The organism is Pseudomonas sp. GZD-222 (genome assembly GCF_049310525.1).
GTDB lineage: Bacteria > Pseudomonadota > Gammaproteobacteria > Pseudomonadales > Pseudomonadaceae > Aquipseudomonas.
Genome location: NZ_JBMOWO010000020.1, coordinates 1 through 25,411 on the forward strand (window position 1 = coordinate 1; position 25,411 = coordinate 25,411).

Sequence of the window (25,411 nt, forward strand, 5' to 3'; positions counted from 1 at the left end):
GCGACCCCCACAAGAGGCGTGGGGGGACAACCCTTCTCTTTTGGTGGGGGGGGGGGGTCTTCCCCCGCGATTGTCTCAATTCCCCGCTTTAATACTGGTCCAGATCCGCGTACGAATGCGATCGATCTTCGCCGGCATCGCCTCCAGTGCATACAACTTGCCGAGCATTGCGTCGCTCGGGTAGATCATGGTGTTGGCCTTCAGCGCCGGATCCACCAGGGTGTCAGCCTTGAGGTTGCCGTTGGCATACTGCACATGGTCGCTGATGTTGGCCATCACCTCCGGTTGCAGCAGGTAGTTCATGTAGGCGTAACCGGCTTTTTCGTCCGGTGCATCGGCCGGCATGGCAACCATGTCGAACCACATCGGCGCGCCTTCTTTCGGGATCGAGTAACCGACCTTCACCCCGTTGTTCGCTTCTTCTGCACGGTTCTTGGCCTGCAGCACGTCACCCGAGAAACCCACCACCACGCAGATATCGCCGTTGGCCAGGTCACCGGTGTACTTCGACGAATGGAAGTAGCTGATGTACGGACGCACCTTCATCAGCAGTTCCTTGGCCTTTTCATAGTCCTTCGGATCCTGGCTGTGGTGCGGCAGGCCGAGGTAGTTGAGGGCGATTGGCAGCAGCTCCGGGCCATTGTCCAGCACTGCTACGCCGCAGCTCTTGAGCTTGCTGATGTATTCGGGCTTGAAGATCAGGTCCCAGGAATCCACCGGCGCATTGTCGCCCAGCACCGCTTTGACCTTGTCGATGTTGTAGCCGATACCGGTGCTGCCCCACAGATAAGGGAAGCCGTACTGGTTGCCCGGATCGTTGACCTCCAGGGCCTTGAGCAGCACCGGATTGAGGTTCTGCCAGTTGGGTAGCTGGCTCTTGTCGAGCTTTTTCAGCGCCTTGCCCTGGATCTGCCGGGCCATGAAGTGGTTGGACGGGAACACCACGTCATAGCCGGAGTTACCGGTCATCAGTTTGCCGTCGAGGGTTTCGTTGCTGTCGAATACGTCGTAGGTCGGCACGATACCGCTGGCTTGCTGGAAGTTCTTCAGGGTGTCGGGGGCGATGTAGCTGGACCAGTTGTAGATTTTCACCGAATCGGCCGCCTGGGCAACGGCGGTAACCAACAACAGCGGGGCGATGAGCAATGGGCGCATGTCTGGATTCCTTGCTTTGTCTGTTTTTATCGAAGGAGGCAGGCGATCAAATGATCAGAAAATCAGTACGTAAGTTTTGCGCACGGTTTCCTGGATATCCCAGATACCGGTGCTGTTCGCGGGCAGCATGATGGCGTCGCCCGCTTCGATGGTCAGCGGCTCGCCGCCATCAGGGGTGAAGGTGCAGCGGCCTTTGATGAAGTGACAGAACTCCTGCTGAACAATCTGCCGCCGCCAGCGCCCCGGGGTGCACTCCCAGATGCCGGTTTCGACGCCGTCGCTGCGTTCGACCGCGGTCACCGAGGCAATCGACACCGGCTCGCCCAGAGGCACGGCGACCGGATTCGATGCTTGCAACGCGACAGTGTCGGTGTTCTTGAACTGGGTAATGCTCATACCGGTGGATCCTGTGCAGGGGGAACGAAAAGTCAGCGCATGAAACCTTCCATGAAGTCCGCCACGCCACTGGCCAGGCGGCGGCGCCAGGGGGCGCTGTCCGGATTGGCGAGGGTCTGGTCTTCATGGACGAAACTCTTGATGATTGCGTTGTAGCCCAGCCAGCGGCAGGGCTCCGGCTCCCAGCCCTTGAGGCTGGACAAGGTGCTGTCGGGATGGACCCAGGGTTGCTCGGTCAGCTCGCTGCGCCGCTCCAGAATCAGCTCGGCCAGGGTGCGCCCGCCCAGGTTGCTGGCACCGACGCCTTCGCCGCCGTAGCCACCGGCCAGAGCGATGCCTTGCTTGCGGTCGCAGAGCATGTGCGGCTGGAAGCGCCGGGCCATGCCTAGGTTGCCGCCCCAGGCGTGGGTGATGGCGACGTCCTTGAGCTGTGGGAACAACTCGCCGAACAGATAGCGACGCAGTTCGATTTCGCTGCTGGTGAGGTCGAAGTTTTCCCGCAGGCGCCCGGCAAAGCGATAGCCACCGCGGGCACCGAACACCAGGCGATTGTCGGTGCTGCGTTGGCCATAAGTGACCTGGCGGCTGTTTTCGCTGAAGGCCTGGCCCTGGTTCAGGCCGATTTTTTCCCAGACGTGCTCCGGCAAGGGCTCAGTGGCCACCAGCAGGCTCTGTACCGGCATCTGGTAATGCCCCAGTGGCGGCAGATTGACCGAATAGCCTTCGACGGCCGGCACCAGCCACTGGCATTTGATCCGTGCCTGCGCCGTGCGTACTTCACCGGCACGCCAGTCGATCACCGGGCTGTTTTCGTACAGGCGCACGCCCATGCGTTCCACCGTACGCGCCAGGCCACGCACCAGCTTGGCCGGTTGAATGGTCGCCACATTGGGATTGAAGATCGCGCCGTAGGGCTTGCTGATGCGCAATTGTTCAGCCAGTTGATCGCGGCTCAGCCAGCGATAGTCGGCTTCGTTCAGGCCTTGCTTGTAGAGCTTGTTCAGATAGGCGCGCAGGGTGTCCCGCTGCTCCGGGTAACGCGCCGCGCAATACAGCACGCCGCCTTTGCGGTAATCGCAGTCGATCTCCTCGCGTTGCAGTACGCGCTGCACTTCGTCCGGAATACCGTGTAGCAGGTCATAGGAGGCGCGGCGTTGCTCGGGGGAGCTGGCGGCGAGGAGGCGATCCTCTCCCAGCAGATTGCCCATCAGCCAGCCACCGTTGCGTCCGGAAGCACCGAAGCCGGCGATATTGGCTTCGACGATAGCGATGTTCAGCTGTGGGGCGTGTTGCTTCAGGTAGTAGGCGGTCCACAGCCCGGTGTAGCCGGCGCCGATGATGCAGACATCCACGTCCAGGTCCTGGTGCAGGGCTGGGCGGGCGGTCAGCGGCTCATCCAGCTGGTCCATCCAAAGGCTGATCTTGCGCCATGGCTGCATTGTGTTCGGCTCCACATCCGTTACGGTCTGTGGGCGATCCTAGAAGCTGGCGGGGGGTGTTGTCTTAGCTGCGTGCACGCAGAGAATTCTGCTTGACCCAGGCCTTGGGCGAGAGCCCGGTGTGCTGACGGAAGCACTTGTAGAAGGCCGACAGCGAGTTGAAGCCGGCGGCGAATGCCAGGTCGTCAGTCTTGACGTTAGCCGGTGCCTGTTCCAGGCCGTTGAGCAGGTGATGCAGGCGAGCCTGGTTGACGTAACGGTAGAAGCTCTGGCCGAGTACCTGGTTGAGCAGGTAGGAGATCTGATTGCGGCTGTAGCCGCTCTCGCGGGCGACCCGCTGCAGGTCCAGTTCCGGGTCGAGGTAAGGACGCTGGCGCTGAAAGTAGTGCTCCAGGTCCTGGGCCATGGTCGACAGCTGGCGTGGCGACAGGCCCAGGCGGCTGGTGGCCGGGCGTGGGCCGGAATGGGCGCTGCCGTTGCTGTCTCGGTGAATCAGGGTGGCGTACTCATTGACCCGCCAGATCAGCCCGTCCTTCACGGTGATGGCTTCGCTGGACTGGAACGCCACCAGGCCTTCGCCGCCCTGGACTGTGACCTGGTACTGAATGAACGCCGTGCAGCCGTCGACACGGATGCGGTCGCTGTGAACGATGTCTTCGCCCGTTTCATGGGGCAGGCAGGCGCGTACGTAGTCGCGCAGCTCGCGGTAGCCGAGTACGCGGTTCTGGAAGAAGTCGTGGTACTGAACATCCGGGTGATAGAGCGCAATCACCCCGTCGAGGTCGCGGTGCTTCCAGCACAGGTGGTAGCGCATGACGGTTTCAGCGGTGATCGGAGTTTGTTCAGGGCCGTCGGGGAGCGTGGTCAGGGTCATTGACAGATAGTGCCGGGGGCTTGGGTTTCAGACAAGTCCAACTGATCCGCTGCAGATAATGCCGGCACACATTGCATAAGCCCTGAGCCAAAAACAGCCTTTCGGGTGTTTTGCACGATCCTCGGAATGTCCTGAAATCTAACCTATTGATTCTTCTCCAAGATATTTTTTGACACATCTGGCACAGCGTCTGCACCGCTTTCAGAACAAGCCAATGGCTCACTACTGAAGGCGCACACTCATGATTACTTCTGCCGAACTGTCATCCTTTACCAGTGAAGCCCCAAATCGCTCGGGCGTATCGTGGGCGGCCATTTTCGCCGGTGCTGCCGCCGCAGCTGCGCTCTCGTTGATCCTGGTGATCCTTGGCGCGGGGCTGGGCTTCGCGGCCACTTCACCCTGGGCCGACGAAGGCGTCAGCGCCGAAGCCCTGGGGATCTCGACCATCATCTGGCTGCTGCTGACGCAGATCCTGGCTTCCGGGCTGGGTGGGTATATCGCCGGCCGGCTGCGGGTGAAATGGGCCAACCTGCATGGCGATGAAGTGTATTTTCGCGACACCGCCCACGGCTTTCTCGCCTGGGCAGTAGCGACGTTGGTGGCTGCCATGCTGATTGTCGGCAGCGCGGGCGGATTGGTCAGCGCCGGCGCACAGGCGGGAGCAGGGGCAATGGCTGCGGCTTCCAGCGTTGCGGCCAAGCCTGATCCCATCGGCTATTTCGTCGACAGCCTGTTCCGTAGTGACCGCCCGGTGGCGGTCAGTGAAGACGCCGCCAATGCCGTAGCGGGGCGCATTCTGGCCAGGACAATCGCTCAAGGCGGCGCACTGGGTGAAGCCGACCGCGCTTATCTGGCGCAATTGGTGGCCCAGCGTATTGGCGTGAGCCAGGCCGAGGCCGAGGCACGGGTGGATCAAGTGTTCGCGCAAATCCAGCAAGCCAAGGTGCAAGCGCAACAGGCGGCTGATAGCGCAGCCAAAGCGGCGGCATGGACTGCGCTATGGACCTTTATTGCCCTGCTGTGCGGAGCATTCTTCGCCAGTTTCGCGGCACTGTTCGGTGGCCGTCAGCGTGACCGCGTGCAATGGCTGGAGGGCACTGCGGTGGACGCTAGCGTTAGCCAGACCGGCGCAGCGATTCGATAACGCTTCAACCAACGAGGAAGAACATCATGCGCTCTCTACTGCTATGGATGCTCGGGGTCCCGATTCCGGTCATCATTCTGATCGCGATCTTCATGCATTGAAGGGGGATGTTGAATACCCCCAGTGGGAGCGGGGGTGTCCCCCCGCTTCGGTGCCACTTCTCGACCACCGCCATTGGGGAAGACCCCCCCCCCCCGAAGGTTCTCCTCAGGTGTTGGGGGGGTAATGGAGGGGGGGGGGGGGGGCGACACCCCCGCTCCTACCGGGAGTTAGAGAAACTGCTCCGCATAGTGACACGCCACCTGCCGCGTCCCCACCTGCCGGAACGCCGGTTCCTCGGCGGCGCAACGTTCAGTGGCATACGGGCAGCGCTTGTGGAACGCGCAACCCGGTGGCGGGTTCAACGGGTTGGGCAGCTCGCCGGCGATCTTGATCTTCGGCTTGAGCGGGTCCGGGTGGATGGTCGGGGTGGCCGATAACAAGGCCTGGGTGTAGGGGTGCAGCGGCTTGTTGTAGATATCTTCCTTGGGGCCCATTTCCGCCGGACGGCCGAGGTACATCACCAGCACCTGATCGGCGACATGACGCACCACTGCCAGGTTATGGGAGATGAACACGTAGGCGGTGTTGAACTCCTTTTGCAGGTCCATGAACAGGTTCAGCACCTGGGCCTGGATCGACACATCGAGGGCCGAGGTCGGCTCATCGGCCACCAGTACTTTCGGTTGCAGCATCATCGCCCGGGCCAGGGCAATACGCTGGCGCTGACCGCCGGAGAACATGTGTGGATAGCGCTGGTAATGCTCAGGGCGCAGGCCAACCTGTTGCATCATCGCCTGAACCTTTTCCCGCCGTTCGCTCTTCGACAGGTTGGTGTTGATCAGCAGCGGTTCGGCCAGTTGGTCACCGATCTTCTGCCGTGGGTTGAGCGAGGCGTAGGGGCTCTGGAAGACCATCTGCACATCTTTGCGCAATTGCTTGCGTTCGGCCTTGTTGGCGCCGGCGACTTCCTGGCCGGCAATTTTCAACGAGCCGGACGAGGGTTCTTCGATCAGGGTCAGGGCCCGCGCCAGGGTCGACTTGCCGCAGCCGGACTCGCCGACCACGGCCAGGGTCTTGCCAGCTTCCAGTTCGAAGGACACACCGTTGAGTGCACGGACCAGGGCATGGCCCTTGAACAGACCACGGGAAACTTCATAGTGACGGGTCAGTTCACGGGCGGTAAGGACGACGGTCATTACGCCACCTCCTGGTTCAACGGGTAGAAACAACGGACCTGGCTGTGGGCCTGGGGATCGAGGGATGGGCGCTGGCGGCGGCAGTTTTCCTGCACATACGGGCAACGCGGCGACAGCAGGCAACCTTCAGGGCGGTCGTAGCGGCCGGGTACGATACCGGGCAGGGTTGCCAGGCGCTCGGCGCCTTCGCTGTGCTCGGGAATCGCGGCCAGCAGGGCTTCGCTGTACGGGTGTGCAGGAACCTCGAACAGCTCCGGCACCTGACCGACTTCCACGGCTTGCCCGGCATACATCACACAGACCCGCTTGGCGGTCTCGGCAACCACGGCCAGGTCATGGGTGATCAGGATCAGGGCCATGTTCTGCTCTTGCTGCAGGTTGAGCAGCAGCTCCATGATCTGTGCCTGGATGGTCACGTCCAGGGCGGTGGTTGGTTCATCGGCGATCAGCAATTTAGGTTCGCCGGCGATGGCCATGGCAATCGCCACGCGCTGGCTCATACCGCCGGAGAGCTGGTGAGGGTAGGCGTCGAGACGGCTTTCGGCCGCCGGGATCTCGACTTTCTTGAGCAGCTCAAGGGCGCGTTGGCGGGCCGCCTTGCCACGCAAACCGAGGTGCTGGCGCAGGACTTCTTCGATCTGGAAACCCACGGTGTAGCTAGGATTGAGGGCGGTCATCGGGTCCTGGAAGACCATCGCCATATCCTTGCCGACCACCTTGCGCCGTTGCCGGCCGCTGAGCTTGAGCATGTTGGTGCCGTCGAAGGTGAGGGCATCGGCGGTGATCCGCCCGGGGGCGTCGATCAGGCCCATCAGCGCCATCATGGTCACCGATTTGCCCGAGCCGGACTCGCCGACAATGGCCAGGACTTCGCCTTCGTTCACCGTCAGGTCGAGACCGTCGACCACCGGTACTGCGCTGGCGTCGCCGAAGCGCACATTCAGATTCTTGATTTCTAGAAGTGACATGGCAATCTCCTCAGGCGGCGTTCTTGAGTTTCGGGTCCAGCGCATCGCGCAGTCCGTCGCCCATCAGGTTGATTGCCAGCACGCTGAGCAAAATGGTCAGACCCGGCAGGCTCACCACCCACCAGGCGCGTTCGATGTAGTCGCGGGCCGAGGCCAGCATGGTGCCCCATTCCGGGGTCGGTGGCTGGACGCCAAGGCCGAGGAAGCCCAGGGCCGCGGCATCGAGAATCGCCGAGGAGAAACTCAAGGTAGCCTGGACGATCAGCGGCGCCATGCAGTTGGGCAGCACGGTGACGAACATCAGCCGTGGCAGGCCGGCACCGGCCAGGCGCGCAGCAGTGACGTAGTCACGGTTCAGCTCACCCATCACTGCGGCGCGGGTCAGGCGCACATAGGACGGCAGCGATACGATGGCAATGGCGATCACGGTGTTGATCAGGCCTGGGCCGAGGATGGCGACAATGGCCACGGCCAGCAGCAGCGATGGCAGCGCCAGCATCACGTCCATCAGGCGCATGATCGACGGGCCGAGGATGCGCGGGAAGAAACCAGCCAGCAGGCCGAGGAAGATTCCCGGAATCAGTGAGATCACCACCGACGACAAGCCGATCAGCAGCGACAGCCGCGAACCCTGGATCAACCGCGACAGCAGGTCGCGGCCCAGTTCATCGGTACCAAGAATGAACTGCCAGTTGCCGCCTTCAAGCCATACCGGCGGGGTCAGCAGGAAGTCACGGTATTGCTCGCTGGGGTTGTGCGGCGCCACCCAGGGGGCGAACAGTGCACAGAACACGATCAGGCTCATGAACATCAGCCCGGCGACCGCGCCTTTGTTGCGCGAGAAAGCCTGCCAGAATTCCTTGTAGGGCGAAGGGTAGAGCAGGCTCTGGTCGACAGCGGTGGCCGGCGTGGTGACGGTATTTGGAAGTGGGGTTGTCATGACGGGGCCCTCAGCGCTGATGACGGATGCGTGGGTTGGCCAGGCCGTAGAGGATATCCACGACGAAGTTGACCAGGATCACCAGGCAGGCAATCAACAGGATGCCGTTCTGTACCACGGGGTAGTCACGGGCGCCGATGGCTTCGATCAGCCATTTGCCGATGCCCGGCCAGGAAAAGATGGTTTCGGTCAGTACCGCGCCGGCCAGCAAGGTGCCGACCTGCAAACCGAATACGGTGAGTACCGGAATCAGGGCATTGCGCAGGCCATGCACGAACACCACGCGGGCAGGCGACAGGCCTTTGGCGCGGGCGGTGCGAATATAGTCTTCGCGCAGCACTTCGAGCATCGACGAGCGAGTCATCCGGGCGATCACCGCCAGCGGAATGGTGCCCAGGACGATGGCCGGCAGAATCAGGTGCATCAGGGCATCCTTGAACGCGCCTTCTTCATCACTGAGCAGGGTATCGATGAGCATGAAGCCGGTTTTCGGCTCGATGTCGTAGAGCAGGTCGATGCGTCCGGACACCGGGGTCCAGCCCAGGCTCACGGAGAAGAACATGATCAGGATCAGGCCCCACCAGAAGATCGGCATCGAGTAGCCTGCCAAGGAAATGCCCATTACCCCGTGATCGAACAACGACCCGCGCTTGAGGGCGGCGATCACCCCGGCCAGCAGGCCGATCACGCCGGCGAAAAACAACGCGGCCAAGGCCAGTTCCAGAGTCGCCGGGAACAGCGCGAGGAACTCGGTCCACACGCTTTCGCGGGTACGCAGCGACTCGCCAAGGTCGCCCTGGGCAAGCTTGCTGACATAGTCCAGGTACTGCTCGGGGAGCGGTTTGTTCAAGCCGAGGCGCTCCATGGCCTGGGCGTGCATTTCCGGGTCAACCCGGCGTTCACCCATCATGACTTCCACCGGGTCACCGGGTATCAGCCGTATGAGCGCGAACGTCAGCAAGGTGATGCCGAAGAAGGTCGGGATCAGTAATCCCAGGCGCCGGGCAATAAAACTAAACATCTTCTGGTGTACCTCATCAGCCGGTCAGGCATGTCCGCCAGCACCCGGGTAGGGGGCCGGCGGCCGTTCTTGTTCTACTTCACCTGGGTAGTGGCGAAGTTGTTATTGGTGAGGGGATTGATGTGGTACCCCTCAACGTTGTTACGCATGGCGGTAAACATCTTCGGATGCGCCATGCTGATCCACGGTTGGTCTTCATCGTACACCGCCAGCGCCTTTACATAGAGCGCTGCGCGCGCATTCGTATCGGTGACTTTGCGGGCGTCGTCGATCAACGTCTGGAATGCCTGGTTGCACCAGCGAGCATAGTTTTCCCCGCTTTTCACCGCATCGCAGCTGAGCAGCGGGGTGAGGAAGTTGTCCGGGTCGCCGTTGTCGCCTGCCCAGCCGGTAGACACCATGTCGGCTTCACCCTTTTTCGCGCGGCGCAGCATTTCGGCCCACTCCATCACCCGGATATCGACCTTCAGGCCGATCTTGTCGAGGTCGGCCTGGAGCATCTGCGCGCTCAACTGCGGGTTGGGGTTGGTCGGGCCACCGCCGTTGCGGGTGAACAGGGTCAGCACCGTGCCCTCAGGCACGCCGGCTTCCTTGAGCAGGGCGCGGGCCTTGTCGAGGTCGCGGGGTGGATTCTGGTTGGCGGTGTTGTAGCCGATCAGGGTTGGTGGGTAGGGATTGACGCCGACCAGCGCATTACCCTTGCCGAACAACTGGTCGACGTGGGTCTGGCGGTCGAAGGCGATATTGATGGCTTTGCGCACGCGTACGTCGCTCAGGTATTTGTGCTCGGTGTTGAGCGAGATGTAACCAGTGGTCAGGGCTTCCATCTCGGCAACTTTCAGCCTGGGGTCGTTCTTGATGCTGGGGATGTCGTCGGGCTTGGGATACAGCGCCACCTGGCATTCGTTGGCCTTGAGCTTCTGCAGGCGCACGTTGTTGTCGCTGGCGATGGCGAAAATCAGCGCATCGGCCGGTGGCTTGCCGCGGAAGTAGTTGGGGTTGGGCTTGTAGCGGACCTGGGCGTCCTTGACGTAACGCTGGAAAATGAACGGGCCGGTGCCGATCGGCTTGCTGTTGAGGTCGGCGGTCTTGTTGGCCTTGAGCAACTGGTCGCCGTACTCGGCGGAATAGATCGAGGTGAAGGCCATGGCCAGGTCAGGCAGGAACGGCGCTTCCGGGCGAGTGAGGGTAAAGACTACGGTGTAATCGTCGGTTTTCTCGACGCTCTTGAGCAGGTCTTTGAAACCCATGCTTTCGAAATAGGGGAAGCCGATGCTGGTCTTGTTGTGCCACGGATGGTTCGGGTCCAGCTGGCGTCGGAAGCTCCAGAGCACATCGTCGGCGTTCATTTCGCGGGTCGGCTTGAAGTAGTCAGTGCTGTGGAACTTGACCCCTTTGCGCAGATGGAAGGTATAGGTCAGGCCGTCGTCGCTGATCTCCCAGCGTTCGGCCAGGGCCGGTTGAATCTCGGTGGTGCCCGGCTTGAAGTCGACCAGACGGTTGAACACGGTTTCGGCGGACGCGTCGGCAGTCACCGCGGTGGTGTACTGGACGATATCGAAGCCTTCCGGGCTGGCCTCGGTACACACCACCAACGGCTTGGCCGCGAGGCCCGCCGCGGCGCTCAACAGGACGGCTGCGAGGGCAGCCTGTAGCGGTAGCAATTTCATGAAACCTCCCTGCTATCAATTAAGCCAGCGTAGTCGCCACGACCGATTCGGTGAACCGGCCGTGGCAGCCGACGCTTAGAGAATGTTGAATGGAATGGTGGTCACGATACGCAGCTCGTCCAGGCTGCCGTCGCCCTGGTTCTTGCTGGCGCGGTGCGCGGTGTAGGTGGCGCGGATGGTGGTGTCCTTGAGCGCGCCGCTTTGCACCGCGTAGGTGGTGCCGATGCCCCACTCGTAGTGGTTCTCGTCGTCCAGCTTCTTCACGTCATAGCCGGTGCCGGTGTAGTGGGTGCCATCAATGCCCCAGCCGCGAGCGTTGTACAGGTTGAACTTCAGGCCGGGTACGCCGTACTGGGCCATGTTCAGTACATAGGCAATCTGCATGGATTTTTCGTTCGGGCCGTTGAAGTCCGAAAGCAGGGAGTTGGCCAGGTAGATCGCGTTGGTGTCGTGCAGGTAATCGAAGTACTCGTTACCGTTGACCTGCTGGTAGGAAAAGCTCAGGTTGTGCGCCTGGTGCGTCAGGCCGAACGACAGACTGTAGGTATCATTGTCGATCTCGCCGAGCTGGCTTTTACCTTCATCTTTGGTCTTGTAGTAGTTCAGGCCAGTGGTAAGGCTCAATACCGAACTATCGCCCAACACGTGATTGGCGCCGAAGTAGTACTGGTTCCACAAGTCTTCGACGTTGGACGCGTAGAAGCTGGTTTTCAGGCTTTTCAGTGGCTGGTAGTTCACGCCGGCGATGTTGACGTGATCGGCTTCGAAGGCGCGATCACCGTACTCGGCAACAAATTTGCTTGTGCCCTGTTCAGTCCGCGTTGAAAGCCGGTCGAAGGTGCCGATATCGAAGGACAGGTTGTCGAACTCTTCGCTGTGGATGCTCACACCCTGGAAGCTCGACGGTAAGGCACGGTTGCCGATGTAGGCAATCACCGGGGTGTCGATGGACTGTCGGCCGGCGGTCAAGGTGGTGTTGGAGACACGGGCCTTGACGTTGGCCAGGCCCATCTTGCTCCACTGACCGATAACGTCGCCGTCACTGTGGGTCAAGGTACGGTTGTTCGGCCCGGCCACCGCTGCACGACCCTGCTCAAGGGCGATGGCGTTATAGGCGGCGACTTCGGTGGCGAATCCGACGGTGCCCTCGGTGAAGCCCGAGCTGTAATTGAGGATGGTGCCTTGCACCCAGTTGTCACGGCTGTGGGTGTCATGGAGGCTGCCGTCACTTTTGCGGTACTTCCACAACGGTGCACGGGTGGCACGCTCGCGGGCATACCAGTTGCGCGTCGAGCCGGACAGGCTCTGGCCTTCGATAAAGCCTGTGGCTTCGCCTTGGGCACTGGTGGATTTGACGCTGACCGGAACAAAGTCCTGGCTCACGGGTTCGGCCTGGGCCAAGGCTGACAGCCCACTGAGGGACAATGCCAGTACTGCGGTTTTGGTTGGTCTCAAGGTAAAGCTCCCTTTATTTTCTTTTTGTAGTTGGCGCCTGGCCTTGTGAGCTTGGCGTTTTTCGCGGTGAAACAAGGGTTGCAATCGTTTGCTGCAAGGAAATCGGGCGAATTCAGGCTGAGCTCGGGCGCGAGGGTGGATTGCACCCCCGTGGCCGAATCAGGTTTTTATTCGGTGCTGACGCCTGAGAAGTTATTGCGCCCGAAAGGACTTACCTTGAAATCCACGACCTTGGCACTGAGCGGTTGATTGACCGTCGAGTGGGCGATCGGGGTGATGGGCAACTGTTGCTTGAGACGCTGTTGCGCCTGTTGGTAGAGCAGGGTGCGTTGCTCGCGGTCAGTGATGGTCTTGGCTTTCTTGACCAGCGCGTCGTACTGCGGGTCGCACCACATGGAGTAGTTGTTGCTGCCAATCGCGTCACAGCTATACAGGGTGCCCAGCCAGTTGTCCGGGTCACCGTTGTCGCCGGTCCAGCCGATCAGCGAGATATCGTGTTCACCGTCCTTGGTGCGCTTGAGATATTCACCCCATTCGTAGCTGACGATCTTCACTTTCAGACCGACCTTGCCCCAGTCGGCCTGGAGCATCTCGGCCATCAGCTTGGCGTTGGGGTTGTAAGGGCGTTGCACGGGCATGGCCCACAGGGTGATTTCGGTGCCTTCCTTGACCCCGGCAGCCTTGAGCAGCTCACGGGCTTTCTCAGGGTTGTAACCGGCGTCTTTGATGGTTTCGTCGTAGGACCACTGGGTCGGGGGCATGCTGCCGACTGCCAGTTGTCCTGCCTGTTGGTACACCGCATTGACGATGGCCGGTTTGTTCACCGCCATGTCCATCGCCTGGCGTACTTCGAGCTGATCGAAGGGTTTGTGCTGGACGTTGTAGGCGATGTAACCAAGGTTGAAGCCGGGCTTTTCGATGACTTGCAGCTTTGGATCGTTCTTCAGTGCATCGAGGTCGGCCGGGCGTGGATGCAGGGTGACCTGGCACTCGTTCTTACGCAGCTTCTGGATACGTACCGAAGGGTCGACGTTGATCGAGAAAATCAGTTGGTCGAGCTTGACCTGGGTCGGGTCCCAGTAGTCCTTGTTACCGCGATAGCGGATCTGTGAGTCCTTCTGATAGCGCTGGAACACGAACGGACCGGTGCCGATTGGCTTCTGGTTGATATCGCTGGGGCGGCCGGAGGTCATCAACTGCTCGGCATACTCGGCCGACAGGATGGCGGCGAAACTCATCGCCAGGTTCTGCACAAAGGCGGCGTCAACGCTGTTGAGGGTGAACACCACGGTCATCGGCGCGGTTTTCTCGACCCGGGCAATGTTCTTGTCCAGGCTCATGCCGACGAAGTAGGGGAACTCGGTGGGGTAGGCCTTGCGGAAGGGGTGTTCGCGATCGAGCATGCGATTGAAGGTGAACAGCACATCATCGGCATTGAAGTCGCGGCCGGGAGTGAATTCCTTGTTGCTGTGAAACTTGACCCCTTCACGCAGGTGGAAGGTGTAGGTCAGGCCGTCATCGGAGACCTCCCAGTTTTTTGCCAGGGCCGGTTTGATGGCAGTGGCGCCGCGTTCGAATTCGACCAGGCGGTTGTAGATCGGCTCGGCGGCGTCGTTGTCGGTGGCACTGGTGTACTGGGCGGTATCGAAGCCTCCCGGACTGCCCTCGGAGCAGAACACCAGGTTTTTAGCCAGGCTCAGGGGGGCCTGGGTAAGCAGGCCGAAGCCCAGTAGTGCTGCAACAATTGGTGTATGGCGCATAACGATCCTTGGTTTCTTGTTGTTTTGAGTGGCCAATGGCGCACAGCCATGCGAATCGCGCCGACTGCGACGCTGCCCTGACGGTAGGAGCGTCATGGCGTTGTCGGTAGGTACGATTACGCATGAATGTGTAGGAGGTGTCCGGTAGCGCGTACGACTTTTCCGTGTCGATGCGCTAACGGCTGACCTGCCAGGCCGTCAGGTTATGGTCCCGGACGCCATACGGTGTCCGGGACCAGCGCTGGCGGCTGCTACTTGGTCACGCTTACCCCATAGAAGGAGTTCAAGCCAAACGGGCTGATCTTGAAGTCCTGTACGGTGTTGCGCATGGGTTGATACACCGTCGAGTGAGCGATCGGTGTCATCGGCACCTGCTCTTTGAGGCGATGCTGGGCTTGCTTGTACAGTTCGGTGCGCTTGGCCTGGTCGGAGGTGGCCTTGGCCTGCTTGATCAGGTCGTCGTAGGGCTTGTCGCACCATTTGGAGAAGTTGTTGCCGGCGACAGCGTCGCAGCCGAACAGGGTGCCGAGCCAGTTGTCCGGGTCACCGTTGTCACCGCTCCAGCCAATCAGCATGGCGCCGTTCTCGCCACCTTTGGAACGCTTGATGTACTCGCCCCACTCATAGCTGACGATCTTGGCGTTGATGCCGATCTTCTTCCAGTCGGACTGGAGCATCTCGGCCATCAGCTTGGCGTTTGGGTTGTACGGGCGTTGCACCGGCATCGCCCACAGGGTGATCTCGGTGCCTTCCTTGACGCCAGCTTCCTTGAGCAGTTGCTTGGCTTTCTCCGGGTCGAACGGCGCATCCTTGATGCTGGTGTCGTAGGACCATTGGGTTGGCGGCATGGCGTTGACCGCCAGCTGGCCAGCGCCCTGGTACACCGACTTGATGATTTCCTGCTTGTTCACCGCCATGTCCAGGGCCTCGCGGACCTTGAGCTGGGCCATGGGGTTGGCTTCGTTGCTGCCCTTGATCTTGTCCATCACGTTATAGGCGATGTAGCCGAGGTTGAAGCCGGCCTGGTCGGGCATCTTCAGGTTCGGGTCAGCCTTGAGCGGTTCGATGTCGGCGGGGCGCGGGAAGAGGGTGACCTGGCACTCGTTTTTCTTCAGCTTTTGCATACGCACCGAGGCGTCGGTGGTGATGGCGAAGATCAGGTTGTCGATCTTCACATCCTCGGGTTGCCAATAGTCTTTGTTGCCCTTGAAGCGTATCTGCGCGTCTTTCTGGTACTTGCTGAACACGAACGGCCCGGTGCCGATCGGTTTCTGGTTGATGTCGGCGGGCTTGCCTTGCTTGAGCAACTGGTCGGCGTATTCGGCGGACTGGATCGAGGCAAAGCTCATGGCCAGGTTCTGGATGAACGCGGCGTCGACACCATTGAGGGTGAACTTGACCGTGTGATCGTCGACCTTCTCCACCTTGGCGATGTTCTTGTCCATGCCCATGTCGGTGAAGTACGGGAACTCGGTCGGGTAGGCCTTACGGAATGGCATGTCCTTGTCGAGCATGCGATTGAAGGTAAACAGGACGTCGTCGGCGTTGAATGCGCGGGTCGGCTTGAAGAACTCGGTGGTGTGGAATTTGACCCCTTCACGCAGGTGGAAGGTGTAGGTCAGGCCGTCATCGGAAATATCCCAGCTGGTTGCCAGGCCCGGAATGACAGCGGTACCGCCACGCTCGAACTGGCTCAGGCGGTTGAAAACAGTCTCGGCTGAGGCATCGAAGTCGGTTCCGGTGGTGTACTGGCCCGGGTCGAAGCCCGCGGGGCTGCCTTCGGAGCAAAACACCAGGTTAGTCGCCGCGAGGGCAGAAGGTGCGCCGGCAAGCAAGCCTGCGCCGACCAGAAACGGAATGACCGCGTGTTTGAGCATGGTGGCCTCATTGTTGTCATTTTTGATTTGAGGGGGCCTTGTGAGCCGTCCTGCGGATACTTATGCAGGCCCTATACCCAATGCAACACTCAAAGGGATGTGTGGCGACAAACAGTGGGACGAACGTACAGGAATGTCGCATCCGTATAATTTTTTACGGAGTTGATCGTTTGCGAGGGTGTATTTCAGTATGTTTCGGAGACGTTATGGGTTGGCGTGGTCACGCCTGGCACCAGAATGGTGCGCTGGGTTGCTACGCGTAACAGTGTTCGCGGCAGCCGCAGCCACCGCGAAACAGCACAAAAAGTAACGGTGATCAGGGCATCTGGACTTCGATGGTACCGTCGGCGCTGAGCGTCACCTGGCTGGTGCCAGCTTCGATTTCCGGGATCGGGGCGGCGTCTTCGGCCATGCCGGCTTTCATCATCATAGGCGCACTACGCGCATAGGGATGTGGATAGCCGCTGCTATTGAGGTTGAGGTTGACCACTTTGTAACCTTTGCCACCCAGCGCTTCGGTGGCCAGTTGGGCTCGGGCCTTGAAGGCGTTGACGGCGTCCTTGAGCAGGTCGTCTTCGCTGGTCTTGCGCGTCGCCGGGGCGATGGAGAAATCCATGCCGCCCATTTTCAGGTCTTGCAGCAGGGTCCCGGTGAGTTTCGACAGGGCCGGGAAGTCGGCGCTTTCCAGACGCAGTTCGGCGCGCTCACGCCAGCCGGTGATCTTCTGGCCTTTGTTGTCATAGATCGGGTAGCTGTTGCGGCTGCCCTGGCTGATCTTCACTTCCTTGACTTCGCGGGCCTGTTGCACCGCCTTGTTCATGGTCTCGGTGATGTCCTTGGCCAGCTTGCCCGGGTCGGTATTCTGCGCTTCGCTGTACAGGGTCACGATCATCAGGTCGCGGGATACTTCCTTGCTGACTTCAGCGCGCAGCGAGATCTGGTTGTAGCGTGGCTCTTCTGCCAGGGCGGGGAGGCTGGCGAGCAGGCCGGTGGCCATTACGAGAGCGGCGCTGCGACGGGAATTAAGCATGTAGGACTCCTTGAAAATGAGGCGTGGACATTGTGATATCCATTCCACGCAGGCCCATAAGACTCGCAAGAGTGTAGTGAGGTTCAAAAAGGCCATCATTGTTATGTAAAAAAGTGTGGCGCTTTGCCGCATCCCTGCAGACCAGGGGGCAGCTTCGGTATACTCGCCACGATTCGCCCTGGAGCACTCATCAGGAGAGCTCATGCTCGCCCCCGTACAACTGCTGTCTGCAACCCGTCAGAACCTCTGGCGCCTGACGTTCATCCGCATTCTGGTACTGGCCGCCCAGGCCGGTTCGGTGGGCGTTGCCTACTGGACCGATTTGCTGCCACTGCCGTGGCTGTCGCTGGTGATCACCCTGGGCCTGTCGAGTCTGCTTTGTGCATTCACAGCCTTGCGCCTGCGCCTGTCGTTACCGGTCACCGAGCTGGAATACGCCTTCCAGCTGGCCTGCGACCTGTTGATCCACAGTGCCCTGCTGTATTACTCCGGGGGCTCGACCAACCCCTTCGTTTCCTATTATCTGGTGCCGTTGGCGATTGCTGCGGTGACCTTGCCCTGGGTTTATTCACTGGTGCTCTCAGGCATTGCCCTGGCGGCCTACAGTTTGTTGCTGGTGCAGTTCTACCCGCTGGAGACCTTCCCCGTGGCGCGGGAGAAAATGCAGGTCTACGGCATGTGGTTGAGCATTGCCCTGGCGGCTGCGGTAATCACCTTCTTTGCGGCGAAAATGGCTGAAGAACTGCGCCGTCAGGAGCAACTGCGTGCCGAGCGGCGCGAAGAGGGGCTGCGCGACGAGCAGTTGTTGGCGGTCGCGACCCAGGCCGCTGGCGCTGCCCATGAATTGGGTACGCCATTGGCGACCATGAGCGTGCTGATCAAGGAAATGCGCCAGGACCACCACGATCCGCTGCTGCAGGAAGACCTGGCGGTGCTGCAGGACCAGGTCAAGCTGTGCAAGGAAACCTTGCAGAATCTGGTGCGCGCTGCCGAAGCCAACCGGCGCATGGCAGTTGAAGATCAGGAGGTCACGGCCTGGCTGGATGAAGCCCTCAATCGCTGGCACCTGATGCGCCCTGAAGCCAGCTACCGTTTCCAGCGTCTGGGGCAGGGCAGCGCACCGCGCCTGGCACCACCGCCTGACTTGACTCAGGCGTTACTGAATCTATTGAACAATGCCGCCGATGCCTGCCCGGATGATCTCGAAGTGCGCCTGGACTGGGATGCACAGGATATGGTGATCAGCATCCGTGATCATGGCCCGGGTGTGCCGGCGGCCATTGCCGAATCGATTGGCAAACCCTTCTTTACCACCAAGGGCAAAGGCTTCGGCCTGGGCCTGTTCTTGAGCAAGGCCAGCGTGACCCGTGCTGGCGGCTCGGTAAAACTCTATAGTCATGAGGAAGGCGGTACGCTCACCGAGCTACGCCTGCCGCGTGACGCGCGAGGAGATGTGTGATGAGTGATGAAATCCAGGTTGAAGGCGAAGAGCTACCGCACCTGTTGCTGGTAGATGACGACGCCACCTTTACCCGGGTCATGGCCCGGGCCATGAGCCGTCGTGGTTTTCGCGTGAGCACGGCGGGTTCCGCCGAAGAGGGATTGCTACTGGCGCAGCAGGATGTGCCTGACTATGCAGCCCTGGATTTGAAGATGGATGGCGACTCGGGCCTGGTGCTGTTGCCCAAACTGCTTGAGCTCGATCCGGAAATGCGCGTGGTGATCCTCACCGGCTATTCGAGCATTGCCACTGCCGTGGAAGCCATCAAGCGTGGTGCCTGCAACTACCTGTGCAAACCGGCCGACGCCGATGACGTGCTGGCGGCCTTGCTCTCCCAGCATGCGGACCTGGACAGCCTGGTACCGGAAAACCCGATGTCGGTCGACCGCCTGCAGTGGGAGCACATCCAGCGTGTGCTGACCGAGCACGAAGGCAATATCTCCGCCACTGCCCGCGCCCTGGGCATGCACCGGCGGACCCTGCAGCGCAAACTGCAGAAGCGCCCGGTTCGGCGCTGAAGGCCTCATCGCGGGGCAAGTCCGCTCCCACGGAGTGGGCTTGCCCCGCGATAGATTTACCGGGTGCCGAGGATCGTCCGATCCACCCGCACCGCCAGCTGCCCGGTCCCGGGCGCAGCATCAAACACCACCTTGCCCGTCTCAGCCAACTTGGCCCGGCCTACCACCACGCCATCGCGCAGCAGTTCCAGTGGTACATCCTCAAGCGACTGGCCCGATGCCAGTTCGATGTTCAGGGTAATGCTCATAGGTGATGTCCTTATCACTGATGATGATCGATATAGGTTGTGGTGGCCGCATCCAGCGAAGCAATCAACTCCGGCGAGCCGCCACGGAACTGGCGGAACAGGTGGCGCGCGGTTGAGTTCCCCGAGTTATCCATCGGTACCGTCAGGGTCGGCTGGAAGCGCTCGTTGAGCTCGGCGTAGTCACTCCAGGGGCCGATGTACGATTCGTTCAGGCCATTGACCACGCTCACTGCATAGCGCACGGCATGGCCTGGCAGCCAGTTCGGCGGGCTCGGCACCTGGGTCTGCCAGCCGTCGCTATGAATGCCGGGTGCAGCGACAGGGGCTTCGAGGTAACCGTTGGGCTTGTTTGGTGTGTAGTCCTTGAGCAACAGGTAGGTACTCCAGCCCCACCAGTTATCGATCTGAGTCTGATCATTGAGGTTGTTGACGTCGGCGCGGCGCATCAGTTTGCCGTTGCGCAGGGCAAACAACGGTGCAAAATTTCCCGCCGCCTGACTTTCAACGGCGGCTTGCAGGTCGGCAGCGATGCGCAAGGCGCCGTAGCTATCCGGCGCGGGTAAGGCACCGCTGTTGTAGGCCTGAAAAACCTCATCGGCAGACGCTTGAACCGCCTTGCTGATCTGTTTGCGGTTGGCGACATCAATGGTGTCGAAGTAGCGCTTGTCGCCGTAACCGCGCCAGGTATCACCTTGGGCATTGCGCAACACCAGACCATATTTGCTGTCTTCGTCGTGCATGAAACGCGAGATCAGTGAGCCGAGGTCGGCCGGGGTGACGTTATCCTTGATTGCCTTGCGCGGTACTCGCACATGGCCAGCCGAGAACAGGTCGGTGAGGAAGTGGTCGGCGAAGGCGTTCATCGCGTAAGCCAGTTCCAGCTGCCCGGCATCATCACTGGCTTTCGCTTTTACTGCCTGTCGCAGCGCTGCAGTGTGCCCGGCGATATAGGCGAGTAGCGCCCATTCACCGAAATGGTCCCAGTTGCCGGCCGCCAGCTTCAGGTAGCGGCCCAAGGGGAACATGGGTGAGACGAAGCTGCCGCCGCCGGTGATCTTGTTCCATTCTTCCGAAAGGCTGTCGCCCAACTGATCGTAGGCTTCATGCGGTTGGCGACCGTCTTTCAACGCCTGGTTGGCAGCGGCGATTTCCCGCTGCATGATCGCGAGGATCTTGCTGGCTTCGTCCCGGGAGGCGGGCAGTACGGCCAGCGAATCAAAGGCAGCGATGAAGCGCTCGACTCGCTCCTGAGCGCTGGCACCATCGGCAATCGGTTGTTCGGGGATGCCATAGAAGTCGCCACCCAAGGCAACGATCTGGCCATAGCTCAGGGCCAGGCCGTTGGGCAGATGCAAGGCGACTTTCCAGGCCTCGATCGATGCACTGTCTGTACTGAAGCGCAGCAGGGTAGTGTCGCCTATGGCGATGTGTTCGCCACCTTCGAAGCGCAATACCGGTTTGCGGTTGGTTGACGGTCTGGCCGTTGGGCCAAGGTGGTGATATTTGATGGTGTGATGGCCATCGATCACCAGCATTACGCGGGCGTCGGGGCCAGGAAGGTTGATGCCGTCGACGCTGAAGAGCGCATCGAGGTCGGCGACCACGGGAGTGGCAAGCAGCGGTTGGGCGTGCAGCCCGGTGTGTAAACCTGACATGTTCAATTCCTTTGAGCTGTCGTGGATTTCCGTAAATAACTGTATATATGTACAGTTGTCTGGATCATATCCGAACCGCTTCCTACGTCAACAATTCTTTTTTCCTACAGCAGAATGCGATTTATCGATTGGTGGCTGGCGTATCATTAGCCCCCTAACGACAGCCAACGGGACCGCCCTGCATGCTCGCCCTTTTTTTACAGACGCTGAACATCACGGCGCCGGTCTTCGCCATGTTGTTCATGGGCGTGCTGCTCAAGCGCATCAAGGCAATCAACGATGGTTTTATCCACACCGCCTCGGCGCTGGTGTTCAACGTCTGTATGCCGGCGTTGTTGTTTCTGGGGATCTATCACGCTGACCTGACGTCGGCCGTGCAGCCGGGGCTGTTGCTGTACTTTGCCATCGCTACCCTGATCGGCTTCGGTCTGGCCTGGGGCCTGGCGATCTGGCGCTGCCCACGGGAAGATCGCGGGATCTATACCCAGGGTGCGTTTCGTGGCAACAACGGCGTGATTGGTCTGGCACTGGCCGCGAGCATGTACGGTGATTACGGCATTTCACTGGGTGCGGTACTCGCCGGGCTGGTGATCCTGCTCTACAACTCGCTTTCGGTCGTGGTGCTGGCGGTGTACAGCCCCAGTGCCAAGTCCGACCCCTGGAGTATCTGCAAGAGCATCCTGCGCAATCCGCTGATCATCAGTGTGTTGCTGGCGGCTTTGCTGGCGTACGGGCAGGTGGCGCTACCGAACTGGCTGCTGACCTCCGGCGACTACCTGGCGCAGATGACCCTGCCGCTGGCGCTGATTTGTATCGGCGGCACCTTGTCGCTGGCCTCGCTGCGCCAGAGTGGCGGGCTGGCAGTCAGTGTCAGTCTGATCAAGATGGTCTGGCTGCCGCTGCTGGCCACGCTGGGTGCCTTCCTTTGTGGTTTTCGTGGCGCCGAGCTGGGTATCTTGTTCCTCTACTTCGGTAGCCCCACGGCAGCGGCAAGCTATGTGATGGCCAGATCCACCAACGGCAATCACCAGTTGGCAGCGGCGATTATCGTCATAACCACCCTGATGGCGGCCATTACCACCAATATCGGCATCTTTTTCTTGCAGTGGGGCGGCTGGATCTAGATTCTGTAAGAAAATAATTCCAACACTGCCTCTTACCCTCGAGGACACTTCATGCAAGACGAGATCACCCCAGAGCGGTTACACCGCGGGCTGAAGAATCGCCATATCCAGCTGATCGCGCTGGGTGGCGCCATCGGCACCGGTCTGTTTCTGGGTATTGCCCAGACTATCCAGTTGGCCGGCCCGTCCGTGCTGCTGGGTTACGCCATTGCCGGCCTGATTGCCTTTTTCATCATGCGCCAGCTCGGTGAAATGGTGGTCGAGGAGCCGGTGTCCGGCACCTTCAGTCATTTCGCCCACCGCTACTGGAGCGAGTTCGCCGGGTTTATGTCCGGCTGGAACTACTGGGTGCTGTATGTGCTGGTCGGTATGGCCGAACTCACCGCTGTGGGCATCTACATCCAGTACTGGTGGCCAGATTTTCCGACCTGGGCGACGGCGGCGATATTCTTCGTGGTGATCAACCTGATCAACCTCAGCCAGGTGAAAGTCTATGGCGAGATGGAGTTCTGGTTTGCCCTGATCAAGGTGGTGGCCATTGTCAGCATGATCGCCTTTGGTGGTTACCTGTTGATCAGCGGTAACGGCGGGCCTGATGCCAGTGTTGCCAATCTGTGGCAATACGGCGGTTTTTTCCCCAATGGCATCAGCGGTCTGATGATGGCGCTGGCGGTGATCATGTTTTCCTTTGGCGGCCTGGAGTTGGTGGGGATCACCGCTGCCGAAGCCGACAACCCCAAGTACAGCATTCCGCGCGCGACCAATCAGGTGATCTATCGCATCCTGATTTTCTACATCGGCGCTCTGGCGGTGCTGCTGTCGCTGTATCCGTGGCAGAAAGTCGTGCAGGGCGGTAGCCCGTTCGTGATGATTTTCCATGCCCTGGACAGCAATCTGGTGGCTACGATTCTCAACCTGGTGGTGCTGACAGCGGCATTGTCGGTCTACAACAGCTGCGTGTACTGCAACAGCCGCATGCTCTTCGGTCTGGCAGTACAGGGCGATGCGCCCAAGCGTCTGCTCAAGGTCAACGACCGTGGCGTGCCGTTGGCGGCGCTGGGGATCTCGGCGCTGGCGACCGGGCTGTGCGTGCTGATCAACTATTTTATGCCGGCTGAAGCCTTTGGCTTGCTGATGGCGCTGGTGGTGTCGTCGCTGGTGATCAACTGGGGCATCATCAGCATCACCCACCTGAAATTCCGCCGTGCCAAGCAGGCGGCTGGCGAGACGACGTTCTACAAGAGCTGGGGCTATCCGCTGACCAACTATGTCTGCCTGGCCTTCCTCGCGCTGATCCTGGTCATCATGTACCTGACGCCGGGTATCCGTATTTCGGTGCTGTTGATTCCGGTGTGGCTGGCGGTGTTGGGCGTGGCTTTCTGGCTGAAGAAAAAAGGCCACAAGGCCGCCGTCGCTGCTGACTGACGGCCTGTTTTCGGGGTGATCGATCAGCTCTGCTGGTAGCTGTCGATCACTTCCTGGGCCGCGCGGAATGCATCAATGGCCGCAGGAACCCCGGCGTACACTGCGCAATGCAGTAGCGCTTCGCGAATCTCTTCAACCGTACAGCCATTGTTCAGGGCGCCACGTACGTGGCCCTTGAGTTCCTGTGGGCACTTGAGCGCCGTCAGCGCAGCCAGGGTAATCAGGCTGCGGGTTTTCAGCGGCAAGCCTTCACGGCTCCAGACACTGCCCCAGGCATGTTCGTTGACGAAGACTTGTAGCGGCTGAGTGAACTCGGTGGCATTGCCCAGTGCGCGATCAACAAACGCATCGCCCATGACTTGGCGGCGGACCTGCTCGCCGGTTTTGGTGGTATCGCCCATCTTGTTTTCCTTAGTGTTGGCGGCGCCAGGCGCGCAGGGTCGTATACAGCAGCAACGCCCCGAGCACTGGCAGTGCATAGAACAGCATCAGTTTTTCCAGGCGGGTGGCCAGCGGCATGCCGGTGGTGAAGGCCACCACATGCAGACCGTAAGCCAGGTACAAGCCAAGAAACACCAGACCTTCGGCACGGGTCACGCGGTATCCCGAATAGAATACCGGCAGGCTCAAGGCGGCGACGCCAAGCATCACCGGCAGGTCAAAATCCAGGGCGTTGGGCGAGATCGACAGAGGCTCGGGTGCCACCAGCGCAGTCAGGCCGAGCACCGCCAGCAGGTTGAACAGGTTGCTGCCGATGACGTTGCCCACGGCGATCTCGCGTTCGCCGCGCAGGGCGGCAATCAGCGAGGTGGCCAGTTCCGGCAGCGAGGTACAGACCGCCACCACCGTCAGGCCGATCACCCGTTCAGACAGGCCCAGGTCAACCGCCACCTCGACGGCAGCCTCAAGTAGCAGGTGTCCGGCCAGGCTCAGCAGTCCCAGTCCGGCCAGCATCAGCAGCAGGCTGGTGATCCAGAACCCGGCGCCTTGTTGTGGGCGTGGGCCGGGGGCAGGAAAGGTACGAGCATAGTGCCGTGACTGGTGCCAGAGGATTGCCAGATACGCCACCAGGCCTAGCAGCAGCAACGCGCCTTCAAGGCGCCCAAGCAGCTCGTTGAAGGCCAGCAGGTAGACCAGCAGGCTGGCGCCGATCATCACCGGGATGTCCAGGCGCACCAACTGGCGTGAAACGCGTAAAGGGATGATCAGCGCGGCCAGGCCCAGGGTGACCAGAATATTGAAGATGTTGCTGCCAATCACGCTGCCTACCGCCACATCCGGGGCGCCGGTGTAGGCGGCTTGCAGGCTGACGGTAAGCTGCGGCGCGCTGCTGCCGAAGGCTACCAGGCTCAAGCCGATGATCAGCGGACGGACCTGCAGGCTGGATGCTACGCGCAAGGCTGAGCGCACCAACAATTCGGCGCCGCTGACAAGCAGCAGTAAGCCTAAGGCCAATTGCAGCAGGCTGAAGGTGGGTAAGGCGGCCAGGTCGAAAATGGTTGTGCTCCGTAACAGGGTCAGTCGCTGAGACTTTGTACCCGTACACGCGCCGTTCCGCTACGGATCATGCCCAGTTTTTCTGCGGCAGCACGTGACAGATCAATCAATCGCCCGCGGGTGTGGGGGCCACGGTCGTTGATGCGCACAATCACGCTACGCTCGTTGTTCAGGTTGGTGACCTTGACCTGGGTGCCGAAAGGCAAGCTGCGGTGGGCAGCGGTCATGGCATTTTGATTGAAAGGCTCGCCACTGGCGGTGCGTTTACCGTGATGACGGGAGCCATAGTAAGAGGCGGTTCCGGACTTGTCGTAGCCGCGAGGATCGATATCGTGGCTGGCGCAGCCGGCCAGCAGGGAAAAGAGCGCGAGTGCGCTGAGGGGACGCCACATGTGTGCAATTGCTCCGTGGGGTGGCCATCGCGGGGAAAAAACACCCCCCAAAAAAAAAACCACGAGGAAGGAGTTTTTCTCTAC

Annotated in this window: 23 protein-coding genes; 5 read left to right on the top strand and 18 right to left on the bottom strand. The window is 60.6% G+C overall.

What is annotated here, in order from left to right:
- Positions 1 to 75 precede the first annotated feature (75 nt).
- From ACO6VD_RS04100 to ACO6VD_RS04115, 4 genes are all read right to left on the bottom strand, one after another.
- The gene (locus tag ACO6VD_RS04100) at positions 76 to 1,155 is read right to left on the bottom strand and encodes a polyamine ABC transporter substrate-binding protein (RefSeq protein ID WP_422417206.1); all 1,080 of its coding nucleotides are present in this window, start codon (positions 1,153 to 1,155) and stop codon (positions 76 to 78) included.
- A 54-nt stretch (positions 1,156 to 1,209) separates the two neighbouring features.
- Positions 1,210 to 1,551: a cupin domain-containing protein gene (locus ACO6VD_RS04105; protein ID WP_400171060.1), complete on the bottom strand. Its 342-nt coding sequence runs from the start codon at positions 1,549 to 1,551 to the stop codon at positions 1,210 to 1,212.
- Between the two features lie 32 nt (positions 1,552 to 1,583).
- Positions 1,584 to 2,990, bottom strand: coding sequence for an NAD(P)/FAD-dependent oxidoreductase (locus tag ACO6VD_RS04110; RefSeq protein WP_422417209.1), 1,407 nt, complete (start codon positions 2,988 to 2,990; stop codon positions 1,584 to 1,586).
- A gap of 64 nt (positions 2,991 to 3,054) precedes the next feature.
- Complete coding sequence (locus tag ACO6VD_RS04115) at positions 3,055 to 3,864, bottom strand: helix-turn-helix domain-containing protein (RefSeq protein WP_400171062.1); 810 nt, start codon at positions 3,862 to 3,864, stop codon at positions 3,055 to 3,057.
- A 241-nt stretch (positions 3,865 to 4,105) separates the two neighbouring features.
- Here ACO6VD_RS04115 and ACO6VD_RS04120 point away from each other — a divergent pair, with 241 nt between their 5' ends.
- Positions 4,106 to 5,008: a hypothetical protein gene (locus ACO6VD_RS04120; RefSeq protein ID WP_422417211.1), complete on the top strand. Its 903-nt coding sequence runs from the start codon at positions 4,106 to 4,108 to the stop codon at positions 5,006 to 5,008.
- A gap of 269 nt (positions 5,009 to 5,277) precedes the next feature.
- Here the strand turns inward: ACO6VD_RS04120 and ACO6VD_RS04125 are convergent, their stop codons facing one another.
- The 9 genes from ACO6VD_RS04125 to ACO6VD_RS04165 form a co-directional block, all read right to left on the bottom strand.
- Positions 5,278 to 6,246 (bottom strand): peptide ABC transporter ATP-binding protein, encoded by a 969-nt coding sequence (locus ACO6VD_RS04125; RefSeq protein ID WP_191832306.1) that lies wholly within the window; start codon positions 6,244 to 6,246, stop codon positions 5,278 to 5,280.
- On the bottom strand, positions 6,246 to 7,214 hold the full coding sequence (locus ACO6VD_RS04130) for an ABC transporter ATP-binding protein (RefSeq protein ID WP_400171064.1): 969 nt from the start codon (positions 7,212 to 7,214) through the stop codon (positions 6,246 to 6,248). Before ACO6VD_RS04130 ends, ACO6VD_RS04125 begins: the two co-directional genes overlap by 1 nt.
- 10 nt (positions 7,215 to 7,224) lie before the next feature.
- Positions 7,225 to 8,154: an ABC transporter permease subunit gene (locus ACO6VD_RS04135; RefSeq protein ID WP_422417213.1), complete on the bottom strand. Its 930-nt coding sequence runs from the start codon at positions 8,152 to 8,154 to the stop codon at positions 7,225 to 7,227.
- A 10-nt stretch (positions 8,155 to 8,164) separates the two neighbouring features.
- A complete protein-coding gene (locus ACO6VD_RS04140; RefSeq protein ID WP_400171066.1) occupies positions 8,165 to 9,175 on the bottom strand; it encodes an ABC transporter permease subunit in 1,011 nt (336 codons plus the stop codon).
- 74 nt (positions 9,176 to 9,249) lie between these two features.
- A complete protein-coding gene (locus tag ACO6VD_RS04145; protein ID WP_422417216.1) occupies positions 9,250 to 10,845 on the bottom strand; it encodes an ABC transporter substrate-binding protein in 1,596 nt (531 codons plus the stop codon).
- Between the two features lie 75 nt (positions 10,846 to 10,920).
- Complete coding sequence (locus tag ACO6VD_RS04150; RefSeq protein WP_422417217.1) at positions 10,921 to 12,300, bottom strand: OprD family porin; 1,380 nt, start codon at positions 12,298 to 12,300, stop codon at positions 10,921 to 10,923.
- Positions 12,301 to 12,467: 167 nt separating this feature from the next.
- Positions 12,468 to 14,060: an ABC transporter substrate-binding protein gene (locus ACO6VD_RS04155; RefSeq protein ID WP_422417219.1), complete on the bottom strand. Its 1,593-nt coding sequence runs from the start codon at positions 14,058 to 14,060 to the stop codon at positions 12,468 to 12,470.
- A gap of 251 nt (positions 14,061 to 14,311) precedes the next feature.
- Complete coding sequence (locus ACO6VD_RS04160) at positions 14,312 to 15,937, bottom strand: ABC transporter substrate-binding protein (protein WP_422417221.1); 1,626 nt, start codon at positions 15,935 to 15,937, stop codon at positions 14,312 to 14,314.
- A gap of 316 nt (positions 15,938 to 16,253) precedes the next feature.
- Entirely contained in the window at positions 16,254 to 16,967 is a 714-nt protein-coding gene (locus ACO6VD_RS04165; protein WP_422417223.1) for an SIMPL domain-containing protein, read from the bottom strand.
- 202 nt (positions 16,968 to 17,169) lie between these two features.
- Between ACO6VD_RS04165 and ACO6VD_RS04170 the strand changes: the two genes are divergently transcribed.
- Complete coding sequence (locus ACO6VD_RS04170; protein ID WP_422417224.1) at positions 17,170 to 18,426, top strand: ATP-binding protein; 1,257 nt, start codon at positions 17,170 to 17,172, stop codon at positions 18,424 to 18,426.
- Positions 18,426 to 18,986: a response regulator transcription factor gene (locus tag ACO6VD_RS04175; RefSeq protein WP_400171072.1), complete on the top strand. Its 561-nt coding sequence runs from the start codon at positions 18,426 to 18,428 to the stop codon at positions 18,984 to 18,986. Before ACO6VD_RS04170 ends, ACO6VD_RS04175 begins: the two co-directional genes overlap by 1 nt.
- A 56-nt stretch (positions 18,987 to 19,042) precedes the next feature.
- On the opposite strand, the gene ACO6VD_RS04180 is transcribed toward ACO6VD_RS04175, so the two are convergent.
- On the bottom strand, positions 19,043 to 19,234 hold the full coding sequence (locus tag ACO6VD_RS04180) for a hypothetical protein (protein WP_422417226.1): 192 nt from the start codon (positions 19,232 to 19,234) through the stop codon (positions 19,043 to 19,045).
- A gap of 14 nt (positions 19,235 to 19,248) precedes the next feature.
- Positions 19,249 to 20,889: a phospholipase gene (locus tag ACO6VD_RS04185; protein ID WP_422417228.1), complete on the bottom strand. Its 1,641-nt coding sequence runs from the start codon at positions 20,887 to 20,889 to the stop codon at positions 19,249 to 19,251.
- 182 nt (positions 20,890 to 21,071) lie between these two features.
- Between ACO6VD_RS04185 and ACO6VD_RS04190 the strand changes: the two genes are divergently transcribed.
- Positions 21,072 to 22,013 carry an AEC family transporter gene (locus ACO6VD_RS04190; protein ID WP_422417230.1) on the top strand — a complete coding sequence of 314 codons (942 nt, stop codon included), beginning with the start codon at positions 21,072 to 21,074 and terminating at the stop codon, positions 22,011 to 22,013.
- Between the two features lie 51 nt (positions 22,014 to 22,064).
- Positions 22,065 to 23,438, top strand: coding sequence for an amino acid permease (locus tag ACO6VD_RS04195; RefSeq protein ID WP_422417232.1), 1,374 nt, complete (start codon positions 22,065 to 22,067; stop codon positions 23,436 to 23,438).
- A 23-nt stretch (positions 23,439 to 23,461) separates the two neighbouring features.
- On the opposite strand, the gene ACO6VD_RS04200 is transcribed toward ACO6VD_RS04195, so the two are convergent.
- The 3 genes from ACO6VD_RS04200 to ACO6VD_RS04210 form a co-directional block, all read right to left on the bottom strand.
- On the bottom strand, positions 23,462 to 23,839 hold the full coding sequence (locus ACO6VD_RS04200; RefSeq protein ID WP_422417234.1) for a carboxymuconolactone decarboxylase family protein: 378 nt from the start codon (positions 23,837 to 23,839) through the stop codon (positions 23,462 to 23,464).
- A gap of 10 nt (positions 23,840 to 23,849) precedes the next feature.
- Positions 23,850 to 24,893 (bottom strand): calcium/sodium antiporter, encoded by a 1,044-nt coding sequence (locus ACO6VD_RS04205; protein ID WP_422417236.1) that lies wholly within the window; start codon positions 24,891 to 24,893, stop codon positions 23,850 to 23,852.
- A 62-nt stretch (positions 24,894 to 24,955) separates the two neighbouring features.
- Positions 24,956 to 25,327: a septal ring lytic transglycosylase RlpA family protein gene (locus ACO6VD_RS04210; RefSeq protein WP_422417238.1), complete on the bottom strand. Its 372-nt coding sequence runs from the start codon at positions 25,325 to 25,327 to the stop codon at positions 24,956 to 24,958.
- Positions 25,328 to 25,411 lie beyond the last annotated feature (84 nt).